This is a genomic window from Streptococcus sp. 23.2 (assembly GCF_016648665.1).
GTDB classification, from domain to species: domain Bacteria; phylum Bacillota; class Bacilli; order Lactobacillales; family Streptococcaceae; genus Streptococcus; species Streptococcus salivarius_E.
On sequence record NZ_JACLQJ010000002.1, the window covers coordinates 17,207 to 36,037 of the forward strand.

Annotated in this window: 19 protein-coding genes and 3 pseudogenes; 6 read left to right on the forward strand and 16 right to left on the reverse strand. The window is 37.3% G+C overall.

The window, feature by feature from the left end:
• Positions 1 to 114: 114 nt before the first annotated feature.
• From H7T98_RS01390 to H7T98_RS01415, 7 genes and pseudogenes are all read right to left on the reverse strand, one after another.
• Positions 115 to 855 carry an ABC transporter permease gene (locus tag H7T98_RS01390; RefSeq protein ID WP_002890499.1) on the reverse strand — a complete coding sequence of 247 codons (741 nt, stop codon included), beginning with the start codon at positions 853 to 855 and terminating at the stop codon, positions 115 to 117.
• 277 nt (positions 856 to 1,132) lie between these two features.
• On the reverse strand, positions 1,133 to 1,762 hold the full coding sequence (locus tag H7T98_RS01395; RefSeq protein ID WP_002890498.1) for a TetR/AcrR family transcriptional regulator: 630 nt from the start codon (positions 1,760 to 1,762) through the stop codon (positions 1,133 to 1,135).
• Between the two features lie 452 nt (positions 1,763 to 2,214).
• Positions 2,215 to 2,397, reverse strand: coding sequence for a hypothetical protein (locus H7T98_RS01400; RefSeq protein WP_002890497.1), 183 nt, complete (start codon positions 2,395 to 2,397; stop codon positions 2,215 to 2,217).
• 179 nt (positions 2,398 to 2,576) lie between these two features.
• Positions 2,577 to 3,143, reverse strand: a complete 567-nt coding sequence (locus tag H7T98_RS01405) for a hypothetical protein (protein ID WP_002890492.1) — start codon at positions 3,141 to 3,143, stop codon at positions 2,577 to 2,579.
• Between the two features lie 200 nt (positions 3,144 to 3,343).
• Entirely contained in the window at positions 3,344 to 3,886 is a 543-nt protein-coding gene (locus tag H7T98_RS01410) for a GNAT family N-acetyltransferase (protein WP_004182884.1), read from the reverse strand.
• A 26-nt stretch (positions 3,887 to 3,912) separates the two neighbouring features.
• Positions 3,913 to 4,059, reverse strand: a pseudogene (locus H7T98_RS10250) (competence protein TfoX); the annotation flags it as partial.
• Between the two features lie 41 nt (positions 4,060 to 4,100).
• The gene (locus H7T98_RS01415) at positions 4,101 to 4,853 is read right to left on the reverse strand and encodes a CPBP family intramembrane glutamic endopeptidase (RefSeq protein ID WP_148512762.1); all 753 of its coding nucleotides are present in this window, start codon (positions 4,851 to 4,853) and stop codon (positions 4,101 to 4,103) included.
• Positions 4,854 to 5,261: 408 nt separating this feature from the next.
• Here H7T98_RS01415 and H7T98_RS01420 point away from each other — a divergent pair.
• Positions 5,262 to 5,438, forward strand: a pseudogene (locus tag H7T98_RS01420) (transposase); the annotation flags it as partial.
• A 60-nt stretch (positions 5,439 to 5,498) separates the two neighbouring features.
• On the opposite strand, the gene H7T98_RS01425 reads toward H7T98_RS01420, so the two are convergent.
• The gene (locus H7T98_RS01425; RefSeq protein ID WP_148512761.1) at positions 5,499 to 5,939 is read right to left on the reverse strand and encodes a GNAT family N-acetyltransferase; all 441 of its coding nucleotides are present in this window, start codon (positions 5,937 to 5,939) and stop codon (positions 5,499 to 5,501) included.
• 12 nt (positions 5,940 to 5,951) lie between these two features.
• Positions 5,952 to 6,725 carry an alpha/beta fold hydrolase gene (locus H7T98_RS01430; protein ID WP_201043323.1) on the reverse strand — a complete coding sequence of 258 codons (774 nt, stop codon included), beginning with the start codon at positions 6,723 to 6,725 and terminating at the stop codon, positions 5,952 to 5,954.
• Between the two features lie 323 nt (positions 6,726 to 7,048).
• Here H7T98_RS01430 and H7T98_RS01435 point away from each other — a divergent pair, with 323 nt between their 5' ends.
• From H7T98_RS01435 to H7T98_RS01450, 4 genes are read left to right on the forward strand one after another with little or no spacing between them, the layout of a single operon-like run.
• Positions 7,049 to 7,294 carry a hypothetical protein gene (locus tag H7T98_RS01435; protein ID WP_001813542.1) on the forward strand — a complete coding sequence of 82 codons (246 nt, stop codon included), beginning with the start codon at positions 7,049 to 7,051 and terminating at the stop codon, positions 7,292 to 7,294.
• Positions 7,291 to 7,626, forward strand: coding sequence for a hypothetical protein (locus H7T98_RS01440; RefSeq protein WP_000806926.1), 336 nt, complete (start codon positions 7,291 to 7,293; stop codon positions 7,624 to 7,626). The genes H7T98_RS01435 and H7T98_RS01440 overlap by 4 nt, the downstream gene beginning before the upstream one ends.
• Positions 7,627 to 7,638: 12 nt before the next feature.
• The gene (locus H7T98_RS01445) at positions 7,639 to 8,007 is read left to right on the forward strand and encodes a hypothetical protein (RefSeq protein ID WP_000567222.1); all 369 of its coding nucleotides are present in this window, start codon (positions 7,639 to 7,641) and stop codon (positions 8,005 to 8,007) included.
• Positions 7,994 to 8,293, forward strand: a complete 300-nt coding sequence (locus tag H7T98_RS01450) for a DUF5960 family protein (RefSeq protein ID WP_201061060.1) — start codon at positions 7,994 to 7,996, stop codon at positions 8,291 to 8,293. The genes H7T98_RS01445 and H7T98_RS01450 overlap by 14 nt, the downstream gene beginning before the upstream one ends.
• Before the next feature lie 117 nt (positions 8,294 to 8,410).
• On the opposite strand, the gene msr(D) is transcribed toward H7T98_RS01450, so the two are convergent.
• The 7 genes and pseudogenes from msr(D) to rlmD all read right to left on the reverse strand — a co-directional run bounded on the left by msr(D) (position 8,411) and on the right by rlmD (position 18,033).
• Complete coding sequence (msr(D), locus tag H7T98_RS01455) at positions 8,411 to 9,874, reverse strand: ABC-F type ribosomal protection protein Msr(D) (protein WP_000420313.1); 1,464 nt, start codon at positions 9,872 to 9,874, stop codon at positions 8,411 to 8,413.
• Positions 9,875 to 9,993: 119 nt separating this feature from the next.
• Entirely contained in the window at positions 9,994 to 11,211 is a 1,218-nt protein-coding gene (mef(A), locus tag H7T98_RS01460) for a macrolide efflux MFS transporter Mef(A) (RefSeq protein WP_000417519.1), read from the reverse strand.
• A 385-nt stretch (positions 11,212 to 11,596) separates the two neighbouring features.
• Positions 11,597 to 11,767: a hypothetical protein gene (locus tag H7T98_RS01465; RefSeq protein ID WP_000873143.1), complete on the reverse strand. Its 171-nt coding sequence runs from the start codon at positions 11,765 to 11,767 to the stop codon at positions 11,597 to 11,599.
• 1,027 nt (positions 11,768 to 12,794) lie between these two features.
• Complete coding sequence (locus tag H7T98_RS01470; protein ID WP_060973386.1) at positions 12,795 to 14,882, reverse strand: heavy metal translocating P-type ATPase; 2,088 nt, start codon at positions 14,880 to 14,882, stop codon at positions 12,795 to 12,797.
• On the reverse strand, positions 14,866 to 15,228 hold the full coding sequence (locus H7T98_RS01475; RefSeq protein ID WP_002890511.1) for an ArsR/SmtB family transcription factor: 363 nt from the start codon (positions 15,226 to 15,228) through the stop codon (positions 14,866 to 14,868). Before H7T98_RS01475 ends, H7T98_RS01470 begins: the two co-directional genes overlap by 17 nt.
• A gap of 14 nt (positions 15,229 to 15,242) precedes the next feature.
• Positions 15,243 to 16,076: pseudogene (locus H7T98_RS10160) on the reverse strand (ZIP family metal transporter).
• A 601-nt stretch (positions 16,077 to 16,677) separates the two neighbouring features.
• Positions 16,678 to 18,033, reverse strand: a complete 1,356-nt coding sequence (gene rlmD / locus H7T98_RS01490) for a 23S rRNA (uracil(1939)-C(5))-methyltransferase RlmD (RefSeq protein WP_155198120.1) — start codon at positions 18,031 to 18,033, stop codon at positions 16,678 to 16,680.
• Between the two features lie 214 nt (positions 18,034 to 18,247).
• Between rlmD and H7T98_RS01495 the strand changes: the two genes are divergently transcribed.
• Positions 18,248 to 18,796, forward strand: a complete 549-nt coding sequence (locus tag H7T98_RS01495) for a carboxymuconolactone decarboxylase family protein (protein ID WP_002888987.1) — start codon at positions 18,248 to 18,250, stop codon at positions 18,794 to 18,796.
• Positions 18,797 to 18,831: the final 35 nt, after the last annotated feature.

Sequence of the window (18,831 nt, forward strand, 5' to 3'; positions counted from 1 at the left end):
CTAGCTTTAAATGCTAGAATTTTTCTTCCGGTGCATAACTACCAACTTATACAGTCTCTTTTTTATAGAAATCATCAAGGAATTATCACTTTCCTTCAATTAAACTCAGGTATGCTACTTGATACTAATATCTTGTCTTGAAATACTAGAGATTGAAAAAGAAGTAATCATTAAACTTATGAAACATGCAAATATCAAAAAGAATAGGTTATCAGCAATATTATTAGATAAACTTCCTGGACTGGCATTCGAAAGTAATGCTGCTAAACCAAGTCCAGTAAGCATTGTTATAGCTGTCGAATGCTTAATCATACCTAAAACAAATGGTAGTAAGCCTATTAGTACTGTTCCAAACGTTATTCCAGCTAAGTTAATTAATTGACTAGCTAGAGGGATATAACTAGATTCAGTTACAACAGCCAGGAATCTAATGAATAATTGAATCACTAAATGTGCAGAAAAATGGGCAATAAATGCTATTAGAATGACTGAAAGAATTTTTCCCCAAAGTAACTTTATTTTAGAAATAGGGTAAGAAAACAACTGAAAAATTGTTCTTCGTTTAAATTCATCAATAATAATCGTAGATAATAAATAAGATTCGAAAATCAAAAATGCTGCTTTTGTAAATAAAGATGAAAATAATGAAGCTACAATTGCCCAACCTTCCCATTTACCAGTAACTCTAATAACATTAGAATCCTGTCCAGTGAATTCTCCTAGTTTATTGTCAGTACCTAAACCCATAATAATGATTGCTGTAATACCTAACACTATAAATATAGTACACAACCAAGCTAAAAATAATTTAGATTTAGAAACTTTATTTAATTCAATTTTAATAAGCGACAACATAGATTATTTCCTCCAAAGCGTAAATAAAGAATAAACTATTCAGACTAATCTCGACAAATATTTAAAAATAAGTTTATTCTTCAGAAAATGTCACTATACATACTATCGGTATGTCTATACTAAAAACAAACATACCTACGGTATGTATAATAGATTTTTAATAACACACTTAAAGTATGTTATTTTTTAATTATAAATTATGTAAGATAATTTATTCAATTGATAATACATAAATAGAAATGAGTATTAACAAGAATGTCATGCGACGACTTATTTACTATTTTTTTAAGTGATCGAATAAGTTGAAAATCACCTCCATCATTTCATCAGAAATTAACTGTACCCCTAGACCTTCAAAAGTAAGTTTAATGAAATTCATTTTGCGCTTTAATTCTACTAATGAAAAAACGGAAATTTGAAAACCAATCCAAATATTTAGTGTTAAAACAATTAAATCTGCTAGCTCTTCTGGATATTCTGTTTTAATAGACCCATCTTCAACTCCTTCGTAAACTTTTTCTCTAATTTCGGGTAAAAAATCAGAAAATAGACCTAGATACTGCTCTCCTAACAAACGTGGACTTCTTAGCATGATTGAGGCAGAGTAAACGAGCCTTTGGTGTTCAAAATTAGAGAAAGAGTCCATCAAAGAATTTTGTATCTTTTCTAATCCAGTATTTCCTCTCCAATTATAATTTAAAATTTCTTGATTATTTTCGCTAATGATCGTTTGCAGTATATCATATTTGGACTCAAAATGATGATAGATAACACCTTTTGTTAATCCACCTAAGCCATCTATGATATCTTGTATTGAAGTATTATCAAATCCTTTTTCTAAAAATAGATTTTTAGAGACCTCTAGTATTTTTTTTCTAGTTTCATGTGAGTTTCTATTCCTTGCCATTATAGTCCCTTTCTATCATACCATCGGTATGTAACTTCTATTGTAGTGCACGAAACTAATAATGTCAAATATCTTATCGGAAGCTGTTTTATTAATCATTTCATTTTCAAATGCAAATATTATTTAAATTCTCCAAATCTTAATTTAAAGATTTTAAAATGATTAAAGAAGTAATGAAATAATCCACATAACTATTTCAATAAGTTCTATTTTACCTAAACTGAAAATTCAGCTACTAAAGACTAGTTCACACTATGATACTTCCCCACTATATGACAAAAAGCCCTGTCACCAAGGCTTTTCCTTCTACATATTTTCTAGGCTCGTACAAGCAGTGAGACTGCCTCCACATGCGATACTAGAAAATATCTATATTATAGACCAAAACTTTTGTTCTTTTCTCAATTAGATAATATTTTTAGTTCAGTACAATTTTGGTAAGGTACGTTTTATTAATTTATCGGACGAATCGATACATCTCCAAGTCCAAAAGAGAAATTGTCAAAGATATCCTGATAGTCGAATGGAATTAGTTGCCCTGTCTGGCTCATAAGAGCAAAGTCAACGCCTAATTCACGAATGAGATAGGGACACAGTGTAAATCCATTTTTCTCAATGATAAGAGCCAAGTCCAAAGAAGGGAATTCGCTCCTCCTTTGGGAAGGACTGCTTATACAAGTCGCTGATGATTCCCCAGTGTTTAAAAGGATTAAATTTAATTTGTTTTAAGGTCAAAAATTTCTCCTTAATTCCACCATCTAGCAAAATAGAAGTCTTTTTAAATATAACTCACGTCACGCCTTCGCAACGTTCTTTAGTTTAACGATTGAATCTCTTCTTTGACATATCCTTCTACATCTTCAATCTCTACAAACAGCGGGTCTAAGTGACACAAGAAGTGCCAATCTTCAGCGCCACGTTTTCTGTAGAGAATCGCTTCGCCGTCTTCGCTTCCGAAAAAGCTTCTGTCGGTTTCATATCCACAGCGTTCTAAGAAGTCTTTTGCCTTGCGATAGTTCGCTTCTCTTGCTTCGACATAGGCTTTCACTTCATCGTTGTTAACGACATATGCGTCGATTTTTGAATATCCTTCGATTACTTTATCGTTTTTAACGGATAGATTCGAAATTTCTTTCCAAATAATGTCCACATTTTCTTCATAATTAAACGAAAATCTAGATAAAGGGACAATATTTCCATTGAAAACAATTTCCATATAATCCGGCAAGTATTTTGGGTTCACATACTCCACTTCAAACCCATCTTCTGTTTCTAAAGTATACCCAGGGAGTTGAGCTACAAAGACTCTTCCCTCTTCTAAAGAGTCAAACGTGACTAAATCCTTTTGATAATCACCTTGATACAATTCCAAGATAACCATCGATAACCCTCCATTTTAACTTTGCAACGCTACGCAAATTTATTTTTCAGATCTTACAAGCAGTGATACTGCCTCGACATGAAACGACTGATCGCTGAGTCTATCAAGTGAAGCTGTCTGTATGTGGAAACATGTCTATAAAGCTTTTAACAATATCATAAGGTAATCGTTAAAAGGTATTACCTCGCACAAACAGTGATTTACTTAAACGAAATCCACTCTTCCTTTGAGAGACAGGTTATATGTTCTGTACGAAGAACACCTTCCAATGCACACGGAACGTTCTCTTTTGTATGATGATAACGGAACCCACATTTTTCCTGAACCCTCCGTGACTTTGTATTGCCGTCAAAATAACCGCACCACAATTTCTCCAGACTCAAGTCATCAAATCCATGTCTCATTATCTCACGAACTGCTTCTGGTATAAGCCCCTGACCCCAATAGGGAACTCCAATCCAGTAGCCAATCTCCGCCTCAGTATCCGGAATCCCTTTATCACTTGCAGAGCCAATCATCAATCCTATGCTACCCACTGGCTGCATCGTTTCTTTTAAAACAATGGCATATATCTCAGGTGCTGAAAAATAATTTTTTATAATCTCCCTACTGTTTTCAACACTGGTATGTACTGGCCAACCTGCAATCGGACCAACTTCTGGATTACTGGCATATTGAAATAAATCATGGGCGTCTCTTTCCTCCCATGGGCGAAGAATCAATCTTTCCGTTTCTAAAATCATTTTGTTCTCCTTAAATTCCAATTTAATTATTTTATTCTAGGTTTAGATGTTGGCAGTTCCTCATACATACCATCCAGTAGTTCCGTAATTAAATCCGAATCCCCAAATCTGTCGAATACATGCATTAATGTCTTTGAACCTTCATAGGGATAACTCAACTCGGAATCCGAAAGATACGAATGATATCCATCCCAGAAAACTTCCTGTGGGTCTTTTACAATGTTTCTACCTGCTTTTCCTTACTAATTCTATTACTCGCCAATATAGTATAAATTAAATAACCAATAAAAATGATAATAAAAATAACATTTATTTTTAACACAAAATAGAGATTTAACAAATTTGCGAACGCATGAAATAATATACAGTACCCCACAGATTTCGTTTGACGATAAAGAAGCCCTAAAACAAAACTTAAAAATAATGTATATATAAAAAATAAAATAAAAGGAAATCCTTGATGACTTTCTCCAACTATAAACCATAAAGGCAGATGCCAAATTCCCCAAATTGATCCTACAATCAAATTAGATTGCCAATAAGTATATTTTTTATCAAGTAACGGTTGTAATATACCTCTCCATCCTAATTCTTCATGTCCACCACCAAAAAAAATTAATTGAATAAAGAATAGTGGCATTAGATAAATTGATACTCCATTTAATTCTCGAGAAGATACAGAAAATAGTATCAAAATTGCTATCATATGAATAATGAAATAACTACTACTATTTTCTCTCTTATTGAATACAAAATGTTTAAATTTTATATTGTTACTTTTCAAATAAAACCCATTTGCAATAGCTGGTCCGAGTGCACCAACTATATGTAAGATTCTCCCTATAAACGTTTCTAATCCCAAAATATAAGATTGTGTAAATATGGCAAGAAGCCCCCAAGCTATATAAGTAATTCCAAATGTAAAATAAAGATAATTTTTTAAATTCTTTTTTTCAATTTCTGTCATTTATCTTCCTTATCTTGATTATTTTATGTATAAAATATTTTACTGCTTCTAATTGCTCTCGATTTATAACTAGGCATATTCTATCACAAAAACGCAAAAAAAGCCTCGCAATCAAGGCTTTTCATTATTGCTTCGTTACAAGGTTTTTACTCTTTTATAAGCAATCCTACACACTCGTCGGTTCGCTGTTACCGTATCGTTTCGTTATAAACTCCTTACTCTACGACTCCTATACCCCAGGGCACCTTCTCGACCTTAGGCCTCACCTTGTCGCATGAGCGGACTCAAAAGGTTCAGTGAACCTTTTGAGGATTAGTTACACTTTTCTAATAAACTTACTGCCTCAACGTTTAGTGATAGTGGAATTCTGTCAATATTTTGGACACATTTTGGGAGGAAAATTTGAAGGCTAGCGCCCTTCAGTTACACTATTCCAACGCCAAATTGGAAACAACGAATAATCTCATTAAACTTATCAAGCATAATGCCTTTGGTTTTCGGAACTTTGACAACTTTAAAAAACGAATTTTTATCGCTCTGAATATAAAAATGGAGAGGACAACGATAGCCCTCTCCAGGTGTTAGCTTTTATTCAACCCACTACAGTTGACAAAGAGCCAATATATATGGAAATATACAACTGTTCTATATCAACTTATATTCATACCACTCTTCATCTACTTTCTGAAATCCCAAAGCCAAAAACATTCTTTGACTTTGAGTATTAAAAGGATATATTTGTGCAGAGACCTTTACCATTTTTTGTTCTTTCGCCAGATGTATCATTTCAGAAACACATCGTCTTCCGATCTGTAAATTCTGATACTCTTTGCTGATAACTATAGAAAGTTCCGAGTTATATAGGAGTGTCACATCTCCAACTAACACTCCTTCATATTGGATATAATAGCAAGAACCATGTGAAGTTAGGTAATCATACATTTTATGAAGTTTTGTTAGATTGTAAATCTGATCAGTATTATCTACTTGTTTGCAAACCTCACTATCTTGATACCAAAGAAGGGAGATGTCATCATTTCTATAATAAGGAATAAGCGTTATCTGATCGTCTACTATTCTATTCATCTTTATTTTTCCTTATTTCTTCTTTAAAAAAGGCTCAACCAAATCAACCCAATCTTGAGGCAGATAAGCTGATAAATAGCCATGATGATAGCCCTTTGCTTCATACAAAATCGTATTTGGATGTAGCTGCTGAAATAATTTCGCCGATGCTTTCACACAGTTTAATTCTTTTTCACCATAGATATACAAAACCTGAGCTTTGCTAGCAGAAATCCTATCTTTCAGTTTGTAACGCCCCATATAGTCTTTGTAAATGGTCACCATTGTTTTGACAGGCGTCCTTGGCAGATCCTCCAAATAATAAGCTTTTATTTCCTCTGGATAAGCCAGTTTAGGATAGAGTTTGTTCATCATGCTTAACTGAAGTTTACAAGAGAATTTATTGAACATCAATTTACCAAATAGAGACACTAGAAAGATGCTGATTTTAGCTAACCTTGGTTGAGGAATACAGAGGCTTCCGTCTATGATGGCCTTCTCAGCAATTTCACTGTCTAAAGACAAAAGCTCCATGGCAATTTGACCACCAAGTGAAACACCACCGATTGCTAACAATTTCCCACCACAGTTTGCTTTGATATAGTCTAGAATCTCCAAAGCAGAATCTTCAGTAGAAACATAATCAAGTTGATATTCCTCGCCGTGGCCATTCAAAGTGGGTAGAATAATACGATATTCTTCTGACAAGATTCGTGCTTGACGAAGATAATTCCACCAAGAACTTCCACCACCATGTATCAGTAAAATAGGAGGCAAATTCTTATCACCAAATTCATGGAATTTCATGTTTAAACTCCTTACTGTAGAACTTTCACTAGCTACACCCATGTTTAATCAGCTCGTACAAGCAGTGATACCGCCTCAACATGTGCTGAGAGCTTTCTTCTATACTAATAGACGAAAGGGTGTGAAAATGATTTTTAAATGATACTGTGGAACGGAACAGTAGCCCTAGTATTGACTACTGTCGTTTCTATTCATATTGGCTATTCTAGGACTGAGATGAAAAAATCTATAAATGCTCAGAATAAAATTGAACCCGCAAATCTCCCCAAAACAATGGTGAGTCATGTACTTGTATTATTCCGAAAAAATACACCTCTGGTGCAGTGAGACAAATTGGTGTATCTTATAGTGGCTTCGTAGATGAAAGCTATACTCTACTATCACTCTTTGATGATGTAGAACAAATTGAAAAAGATAATAGACTTCAGACAGCTATTGATGTTGTCAGAGAACAGTTTGGTTTTTTAGCCATACAAAAAGGAACCGTCCTAACTGAAGGTTCCAGAAATATTGAACGCAGTAAACTTATCGGTGGTCATTCCGCGGGTGGATTGGAGGGATTAAAATGAAACAAGAAAAAAATACAGTACAATTTTCAGAAATCCGTAGCAAAGGATGTAATGATATTGAAATGCTTGAAAGATTTTTACATGGAATCGTTGAAACAGCAACTTCAAAACTTCGTCAGAGAAAACTCAAAACAACTGAAATATCGATACGACTAGTACATGCTAAATCTGAAAACCGATTACCATTGGAATTTACATTTAGCATTAAGCCAACAAGCTCATCTGTGATAATCTATACTGAGGTAATCAATCGCTTTAAAGAATGTTACACAGGTGGGGGAATTCAAGGTTTTACGATTCAATTTGATAAAAATACCCTTGCCTCTGCATAGAAAGGATTTGATATGATTGACCGTTCATATTTACCATTTCAATCAGCAAGAGAGTACCAGGATACAAAGATGCAAAAATGGATGGGCTTTTTCCTATCTGAACATGCATCAGCACTCTCTGATGATACAAACAAAGTAACGTACATGTCTGACTTATCACTAGAGAAGAAATTATTACTCCTCAGTCAAGTATACGCCGGGCAGCTACGCACACGCATTCAAGTGATTGAAAAAAACAAGCGTGTTTCCTACACTGGAACAATACCAAGTCTGACCAAAGATTTCATTTTGATAAAAACTACAACAGGTCACATCAATTTGAAATTAAAAGACATTATTAGTATTGAACTTGTCGAGGAGGTGCTCTATGAATCAGCTTGAGTTTCAGCGTAATCACCTACAAATGGACTATTATAGCGAGAGCTACCAAGATTTTGAACGTGACTTCTACCGCTACTCTAACATGAATATTCCATTGACCTTCCTAACTGATGATATCCTAAAAACAATGGCGACTTCACGTAAGAATTACTTTGTCCTCAATAAGGAAAAGTCCAGATATAACCGCGATCACTTCTTCATATTTGAAGTAAGTACCGTAGATGAGAATCCGCTAATCTATCATTATACATATAAGAAAACTACAATATATTTAGCAGAAAAATAGGAGCAGTTCAATTGACTGTTCCTATTTTTAATATTCATAAAATCTAAAGTCTTTATACTCTTTAACAATGGAGTCGCCAACCAGAACAGACTATACTGACCAGCGACTACCTTAAATTTAATGTTTCAGATTTATTTTCTTATCTCTAATTTCATAAACTACATCTGCTACATTTTCGAGTAATCGTTTATCGTGGGTGATAAACACGATAGTTCCGGTGTACTCCTTCATTAGTATTTCCAAAGCCTCTAAACTTGGTATGTCAAGGAAGTTACTGGGTTCATCCATTATTAGAATGTTATATCTACCCATGAGCATTTTAGCAAGCAACAATTTTATAATTTCTCCACCGCTTAAAACAGATAAACTTTTTCCAATATCGTTCTGTTTGAACCCCATAGATGCTAGCACTGAACGAATTTCTGATATATTGTAGTCACAATCCTTCTGCATAAACTCCATAACATTCTGATTACTGTTGTACTTGTAACCATTCTGTGCAAAGTAACCTATTTTTGCCTTAGGCGAAATAGAAATTCCTTCTTCATGGTTTAAGATCATTTGGATTAAAGTTGTTTTTCCGATTCCATTACCACCAGTTAACGCCACTTTTGCTCCTAACGGAATTTGAAAAGATGCATTTTCAAACAGAGCCTTATCCCCAAATACTTTATTAATTTCTGCACCGACTATAGGGTATGGATTATGGAGCTCCAATGCTTTACTTTGCCTGAAACGAATTCTGCGAATGCCTTCCGGAGCTTCTACTTTTCCTAAGGCCGCAATCCTGTGCTCTAGGGTTTTAGCAGCATTATACATCTTTTTTTCCTTACTTCCTATTGATTTTTGATGAGCTAAACGCCCTCCGTCTTCAGTACTTTTTTTCTTTGAAGAACCTTTTGCCTTCTGTTCTATTTTACGAGCCTGTTTTCGCTTTTCCTCCGCAGCCCTTTCCAATCGGGCACGTTCCGCAATAAATTGTTCGTATTCTGCAGCTTGGCTCTTACGTTCTTCCTCTTTCTGACGAAGATAATCAGAATAGTTTCCCCAATACTCAGTGATTTTGCCATCTTTCAGTTCCCATATTTTATCTACTATTTCATCAAGAAAATAGCGGTCATGGCTAATAACTAACAGTGCACCTGTAAAATATTTTAGCTGTCCTATTAGAAAATCAATTCCTTCACGGTCTAAATGGCTCGTAGGTTCATCCGCTAAAATACCATGAACCTGTGCCGATAAGGCCTGTGCTATTTTAAGCCTTGTTTCTTCACCACCGCTCATAGTCTGTATATTTAATTGCTCAACACCTAGCTTGCCTACAAGTGCAAAATCTTTTTCCTCCTGCAGAGTTACTTCGTCCAACTGGGGAATATAGGCAAGTTCACCCAGACGATTCATTTTACATCCTGGGGGAGTTAATTCTCCTAAAAGTACCCTGAGTAAAGTGCTTTTTCCAGCACCATTTGCTCCTACTAAACCAATACGGTCATAATCATATACTTCTAATTCATTTATATCTAAAACATCGCGTCCTTTGAATTCCACACGAATGTCTTTTGCTTTTAATATTAATTCCATAACATTTCCTCCTGTCTATAATCGCATGCTTTCATTTGCTTGTATGCAGGGAAAACCCTGCGATTTTAGCAGGAAGAGTTACATGAAAATAAGATACATAAATATTCCTCCAATATTGTTTATTTTAAATCTAATTTTCTAACCTCAGTTATCATTTGGCAAACTATAGCAATGCCAATAATTAAAATACCTGATAGTAAAAACCAATGATTTACACCGATTTTATCAGCAAAGAATCCAGAAAGAATTAACCCAATTGGCATAGCAAGTGACATGATACTTCCGATCAAAGAAAATACACGTCCTAAATATTCAGGCTTAATTTTCTCCTGAAAAAGAGCTGTTTGCACACCGCTATAAAATGGCACCGAAAGCCCCATTATTGCACAGCAAACTACGAATATTACAAATCCATTTGGAGGAAGTATTCCCGAAACGGCTAAACTGGTCCCCATTATAAAAAATGAACTTGTTATTAGTAATACATGCTTTTCGAAGCCCCCTAATCTTCCTAATAATAAGCCTCCTGCTAGCATCCCAAATGCAAAGGAAATTTCCGTAATAGAAATATGCACAGGCGTTCCATTAAAGTGTTCCATGCTTATTAAAGGAAATAGTGCATTGATTGGCATATAAACAAAAGTATATAGTGTTCCTAAGAGTAATAAGGCAAACAATCCTTTGTTTTGTCTCAGAACCACAACTCCTTCTTTCATCTCCCTTATGAAATTTGGTTCTAAACTTTGCACTTGATTACCCAGCTTAGGTATACGTACAATTGCTACCGTAATAGATGCAATCACAGCACCCAATACGTCGATGGCAATAATAGCATTTAAATCCCAAACGGAGTATAAGAGTGCTGCAACTGCCGGACTAACAATATAGCTTATAGACTGCAAAGACTGACTATAGCCTGCGCATTTCGTTAGCTGTTCTTCTGGTACTAAAAGTGGTGTAACCGCATTGAGTGCTGGGGTATGAAAAGCTGTTCCAATGCTACGGATAAACAATACTATCATAATCATCCAGACAGGTAGCTCCATACAGAATGCAACAATAGCAAGCACTGCACCAGCTGCTGCGATAATTAAATCGGCACCAATCATTATCTTCTTCCTATCATGACGATCCACTAGCACACCAATGGCAGGTCCCAAAATCGCATAGGGTAAAAAACCTACTAATGAAGCCATAGACAAGACCATCGCAGATCCTGTTTTTTCTGTAAGGTAAAAAATAATCGCCATTTGCAGGATGGCACTAGTGATTAATGATACTGCTTGCCCTGCCCATATTGCATAAAATTTTCGTTTCCAATTGTTGTATTTTTCCATTTATATTATCTCCTGCATATTATTTTGCTTGAATTTCTATTTTGAATAGCATTCTAGGCAATAAAAAATGCAGGCCAAACCCCACAATGTGGCTTTTGGTCTGCATACATACAATTTGGAAACATTCATATTAAAGACATAGTTAAATAAAGGTATAGTTAAATAACCAATATCCTCACCGTAACTAATGAATGCTCAATATCGTATAAATAAGCACAACAAAAAAGCCTATCATCGGGTATAGATTCTGCTTTTTTTATTGCCAGCTTATCTTAAACGCATTGAGGCTGTCATAGTTTCGGTTCCTCCTACATCTTTGTTTATATCAATTTATAGTATAACACAACAAGATGATATGTTCAATATAAAAGTTATGGAATGAGACTCATACTTCCAATTCGATGCCAGATTTAAAGGATATGACGAAGTTTTCTTCATAGACTGTAACGCTCTGGATTATCTTCCTTAGTAGCAAGCGATTAGCTTTCACAAAATCTTCTGTTTGTAGTTTTAAAAATTCATCAGGATTTTCTAACTCAACCTCAAAATATTTCATTTTACATTCCCTCATTTCATTTATTGATAAATTGAGTTTGCAAAAAAGAGTGGACAATTTTTGTCTACTCTTAACCTTTAAAATAGTTTTTTTTAATCGATTTGAAGTTGCCTAAATTATTACTTATTCGGTAAAATGAAGTATTGCTTTCAACAGATTTCCTTCAACTACACTTCACTTGATTCAAACAAGGTGGGTACATTTCTATTCCCACAAACTCCTTGTCAATGGAAACAAACACGTACCCACAGGGTAAATGGAAATAGAAACTGATAATTTCTAGCTATCACTTCTACTCATTCCAAAAATTTTCTCACTCTGATACTTACCCACCATAAAGCAAAAAGCCTTGCAATCAAGGCTTTCATTATCCCTTTCGTTCAAAGGTTTCTAAGCTTTTACGAGCAGAGCGACACACTCAGCGGTTCGCTATCTCCGTTCTGTCTGCGTGCTAGCACTTGTCAATCACGGACAGCTATCGCATGGGCGGAAGTAAATGCTAATCTTCGTCGTTTTACTCCTTGACTAGCAAACTTACCGCCTCAACATGGTGCGTCTGTGGAACTCAAAAGGTTCAGGGAACCTTTTGAGGTTTAACTGCGTTTCACTAACAAACTCACACACTCAATGTGTGGAGTTAGTCAACATCTATATTATATAACGAAAGTGATAGAGTTGTTGTTTAAAATTAAACTTTAGAATGAAAATATTTAAAAAAAGTAGATCACTTTTAGAAGTGTCCTACTTGTATTATTTTTATTTAAAAAGGGATAAATCCTTAACAAAAGGGGTGTACTCCCGCGCCTTCGGGAAGGAAAAAAAGAAATGGCGCAAAATCAAGGTTTTATTTTTGAAATTTACCAGAAAATACCCTTAATGAAAGTAACGTAGTTCTTGTTGATGGTCATAGTGTGTTCTATTGATGCACGTTCAACGGTTACTAGATTTAGGTTAAAATCGTTAAAGCCCATATCATAGTTTAAAAAAGCGATTATACAAAAACTTGTATATCGCTCTGTTTGTTCACTTACTTTGACAAAGTGGAGGTATCTATCCTCAAGGTCCTCAATGCATTCCATACTGCCAGTAGCGTTACACCAACATCTGCAAAGATTGCCTCCCACATATTAGAAATTCCCAATCCACTTAGAACCAAGAAAATTAGTTTAACTACAATAGCCAAGGTCATGTTTTGCCGAGCTATTCTGACTGTCTTTTTAGCCAGTCGAATGACTTGAGGAAGTTTTCCAAGGTCATCATCCATCAGTACAACATCTGCTGATTCAATGGCTGCGTCCGAACCTAGCCCTCCCATAGCAATACCAACATCTGCCCTAGCAAGAACCGGTGCATCATTCACTCCATCTCCAACAAAGGCAACAGCCTGCTGAGACTGAGTCAGAATTTCCTCAAATGTACTCACCTTATCCTGAGGCAAGCAATCTCCAAATGCATCATTGAAGGCAAATTGCTGTGCAAATTCATCAACCACTGCCTGACGATCACCTGAAAGGAGAACCGTTTTTTTAATTCCGACCGCCTGTAAATCCTTCAAGGCCTCGATGCTCGTCTCCTTCACTTGGTCTGTGATAAGGAAATAGCCTAAAAAGTGACTGTCCTCTGCCAAATAGAGAACTGTTCCTGTGCTGTCAATAGCTGGATAAGCAATCCCTTGAACTTCCATTAATCTAGCATTCCCAAGATAGAGCTGTCTGCCATCTATCCTACCGGACATGCCCTGCCCTGGTAGCTCGGTAATCTGACTCACCCTATTCTCGTCCACTTCCTGTCCATAGGCTGTTCGAATCGAGTTTGCGATTGGATGATTGGAATAGCTTTCCAAATGGGCAGCGAGGTACAGAATATTATCCTCGATACCTTCTGCGTTGACAACGGTATCTACCGCAAAGATACCTTTTGTAATTGTCCCCGTCTTATCAAATACGACCGTATCCAACTTGGCAAGAGCCTCTAAATAATTCCCACCTTTCACTAAGACACCTAATTTAGATGCTCCCCCTAGCCCGCCAAAGAAACTCATTGGTACCGAAACCGCAAGAGCACAAGGGCAAGAAATGACTAAAAAGGTAAGTGCCCGATAAAGCCAAGTCGACCACTCCCCTAAACCAAGCAAGGGAGGCAGGCTTGCAAGCAGAAAAGCGATTCCGACAACCACTGGTGTATACACACGCGAAAAACGTGTGATCATCCGTTCCGTCTCCGCTTTTTTATTGCTTGCATTTTCAACTAATTCCAAAATTTTGTTGACCGTTGATTGCGAAAAAGTCTTACTCACTTCAATTACCAGTGGACTAGTCAAATTGATCACACCACTTGTAATGTCCTCACCAACGCCAATTTCCCTAGGCAGTGATTCTCCTGTCAAGGCTGACGTATCCAGAATAGAACGACCTTCTCTGACCAGACCATCTAGGGGCACCTTCTCCCCAGGCTTAACTAAAATATGGTCCGCAACCCTTACTGTTTCAGGGTCTACTTGAACGGTTTCTCCCCCCTCTAGTCTCCAAGCCTTATCCGACCGAATATCCATCAATCGTGCAATGGACTGACGAGATTGAGAGGTGGCCTTATCTTGGAAATACTCCCCAATCTGATAAAAAAGCATGACGGCTACTGCCTCTGGAAATTCTCCCAAGAGAAAGGCTCCTAAGGTCGCGATACTCATCAAAAAGTTTTCATCAAAAAGATTACCACGTTGAATATTTTGAACCATCTTGATAAGAACCTTATGGCCGATAATGATATATAGGGTCAGATAATAGACCAGACGAATCCAGAAATACTCCTCTGGCAGGAAAAAGCCGAAGGCAAATAGAATCATAACAGCAAGTAGCAGCTCTTTCGCCCAATCTCGTTTTTCTGGAAGTGCCTCTTCCTTTTTCTCACTGATAACTTCGATTCCAGGTTCAATAGCATCCACCAAGTCAATAATTTCCTTATCTATCCCATCTTCGCTTTTTGTTTCCAAAATCAGCTTTTGAGCTATCAGATTGACAGTGGCAGATTCTACCTGCTCCAATTGATTGACAGCACGTTCAATCTTAGCAGCACAATTGCCACAGTCAATTCCTCGAAGTTCATACTCTTTCTTCATGTTTTTCCTCTTTCAAATGTTTCAGTGTCAAAGACAAGACTGCTGCGACATGATCGTCCGCAAGTTCATAATAGGTCATCCTTCCTTTTTTCTCCCCCTTGACCAATTGGCAGTCCCGCAGATAGCGTAGTTGGTGAGAAATAGCAGACTTGGTCATCTGTAACGCAATCGCTAAGTCTCCGACACAAATTGGATTTTGCCGTACTGCTTGTAAAATCCGCAAACGAGTTGGGTCAGAAATCGCCTTAAAAAAATTGGACATATTTAGCAATGTAACGGTATCAAACTCCGTCTCATGGACCCCTTGAATTAAATCTGGATTACAAGCTGTTAAACACTGTGACATATTTTCTATTCCTCCTATACTAAAGTTGTATCAAGTAACATCATGATTAGAAATCCGGCCATAACCCCACCTGTCGCAATATCGGTATTCTTGTGCTCTTGAGCACCTGGCACAAGTTCTTCCACTGCAACATAAATCATGGCTCCCGCCGCAAATAAGAGAGCATAAGGTAGTAGCTGGGTCATAGACATAACAGCATAGGCCCCTAAAACAGCTGCAATCGACTCAACAATCGCTGACATGGCGCCATAGTAGAAAGCTGATTTCCTACTTCGCCCTTCTACCCGTAGTGGCAAGGACAAGGCAGAGCCTTCTCGAATATTTTGGATGCCAATTCCCAAGGCCAATCCAAGGGCACTCATTCACGTAAAGGAAAGTCTAGTTGCGAGATTTGCCACACTAGCAAATGCCACACCAACTGCTAAGCCCTCTGGTATATTATGAAACACTACCGCCAGATAAAGCAGCATGGTCTTTGATAAGGGTCTTTTGGGATTCAAAATCCCTTCCTTATCACTCATCTGATGATTCAAATGTAGGTCGGGAACCAAATAATTAATAAAGCGGATAAATAAGCCCCCGACAATAGAACCAACAGCCGTCGTCAACCAGTAAAATCTGTTCGTAGCTATTGACTGGCTATAGTCCAAAGAAGGGACAAGCAAAGGCCAGACTGCCACTGCCGTCATAATGCCCGCTGCCAAGCCCATCATCATATCCATGAATTTTTGATGAATGGTTTTGACAAAAAAGACCAAACTAGCACCGATAAGGGTACAAAACCAGTTGAATAAGCCAGCTAATAAAGCTTGCATTACTGGTGATAGAGAAGAAAAATTACATCTCATACCTCAATAATCGATGATTCAGTTGAACAACCACTCAACTATTATCATTATAGTTGAACACTCGCTCAATTGTCAAGGAAGAAAGTAAAAAAGCTATGAGAAATCCCCATAACTTTGTAAATTATTGAAGCAATCTCGTGTTCTTAGAGAATATCACAATGCCATAAAAAGCCCAAAGGACTATTTGGAATTATCATATCATATAACGCTTCGACACAATTTAACGATTACTATATTGAGAAACAAACTTTACTCCTCAAGAAAGTTAGATGTTCCCAATGCTATCCGTAAGAGTACTTAAAACCTTGAAACATACTGATTTCAAGGTTTTTATAACGTGTTATTGTATCACCTAATTTCTACTGATTTCCATAGATCAAACCTTTCGTGATTTTTTCATATAGGTGGGTACGTTTCTATTCCCTCAAACTCCTTGTCAATGGAAATAAAAACGTACCCACAGTGTAAATGGAAATAGAATTTGAGAATTCCTAACTATCACTTCCACTCACTCCAAAAATTACTTACTCTAATACTTCCCCACCATAAAGCAAAAAGCCTTGCAATCAAGGCTTTTCATTATCCCTTTCGTTCAAAGGTTCTAGGCTTTTACGAGCAAAGCTACACACTCCACGTGGTGCGTTTGCGGAAATAAATCAACCGGTTGTACTTTCTTCAATTCATATCCCAATTCTTGGTAGAGTTTGATATCACGCGCCATGGTTGCTGGGTTACATGAGACATAAGTAATCTTCTCAGGTTGCATGGCGACGCTGGCTTTGATGAAGCTTTCAGTCAAGCCCTTACGTGGTGGATCCACAATGATGACGTCTGGTTTGATGCCATTCTTACTCCACTTGGCCATGGCATTTTCAGCTGAGTCAGCCACATAGTGGGCGTTAGTAATGCCGTTGCGTTCTGCATTTTTCTTGGCATCTTCGACGGCTGTTTCGATGACTTCAACGCCGTAGACTTCCTTGACCTGTTTTGCAAATGACAAACCGATTGTCCCGATTCCTGAGTAGGCATCAATAACAATGCTATCGCTGTTTAGGTCTGAGAAGTCAATGGCTGTTTGGTAGAGTTTTTCAGCCATCTCGGTGTTAACCTGATAGAAAGACTGGGCAGAAATCTCATAGTCATTACCCAACATACTGTCTGTGATGGTGTCTTGACCATAAAGAGTTCGGAACTCCTTACCAAAGATGGCGTTAGTGTTCTTATCGTTGATGTTTTGGATGATAGAAACGACACTTGGGAAAGCTTCTGTAATTTTAGCAATGACTTGGTCAATACGGAAGACTTTTGGTCTGGTCGTTACAAAGACCAACATCATCTGACCTGAATAATGGCCACGACGAACCACCAAGTGACGAATCAAACCTGTCTGCTCCTTCTCGTCGTATGGTTTGAGGTCATAGCGACGGAGAAGGTCACGGACAAAGACAATGAGTTTATCAATTTCCTTGTCTTGGATAAGGAAATCTTCAATTGGAATCAAGTCGTGCGAATTCTTGCGGTAGAAACCTGTTTCAAGCTGACCTTTAACACGGCGAACAGGTACCTGAGCCTTGTTACGGTAGGCGTAAGGCGTCTCCATCCCCAATGTTTCAGTGACCTCTACGTCTGAGATGCCTGCTGTCTTATAGAGGTTGTCCACAACTTGTTTACGCTTGAACTTGAGCTGCTCCTCGTAGGTCATATGTCCAAAATCAGCAATCCCTGAACGGAGATAGGTTGCATCAATGTCCTGATTGCGGTTTGGTGAAAGGGTCACATACTCCTCAACCTTTCCAAAGCCGATATTTTTCTTGAGCTTAAGCACGCGCATCTTGATGACTTCACCTGGGAGGGCATTATCCACGAAAAAGACAAAGCCATCCACCTTGGCAACGCCTGCTCCTTCATGTGTCAAATCGACAATTTCAACTTCTACAATATCGTTTTTATTTAACATAATTCAACTTTCTTTACTCTTTATAGGGCTTAAACATATCTTCTAAAGCCTTTTACTACCCTCCATTATAGCACATATAAATTAAATTTATGGCTGGCCATAAATAATATAGATTTTTCAGAAAAGTCATACAGTGCTATCATAGGTCCATGACAAAAAATTAAACGACTCAGCAACTTGGCTAGATGTCGTTTCTATCTAAAGGAGAATAATCATGCCAGATATTACCATTCATACAATCGAAACTGCACCAGAAGAAGTCAAAGACGTCCTTCAAACAGTCAAAGATGCCAATGGGGGATTCATTCCAAATTTGATTGGTCTCCTTGCTAATGCGCCAACTGCGCTTGAAACTTACCGTACTGTCGGTGAAATCAACCGTCGCAATTCATTGACACCAACTGAACGTGAGGTTGTTCAAATTACAGCTGCTGTTACTAACGGATGTGCTTTCTGTGTGGCAGGTCACACAGCTTTTTCAATCAAGCAAATCCAAATGACACCACAACTCTTGGAAGCCCTTCGTAACCGTACACCAATCGAAGACGATCCAAAACTTGATACCCTTGCTAAATTCACTATTGCCGTGATCAATACCAAAGGTGCTGTTGGTGATGAAGCCTACAATGACTTCTTGGAAGCTGGTTACACTGCTCAAAATGCCCTTGACGTTATCTTGGGTGTCAGCCTTGCTAGCTTGTGTAACTACGCTAACAATCTCGCACAAACACCGATTAACCCTGAACTTCAAGAATTCGCTTAATTCAAAACCAAAGGATAAACTAGAGGAGGACCTAA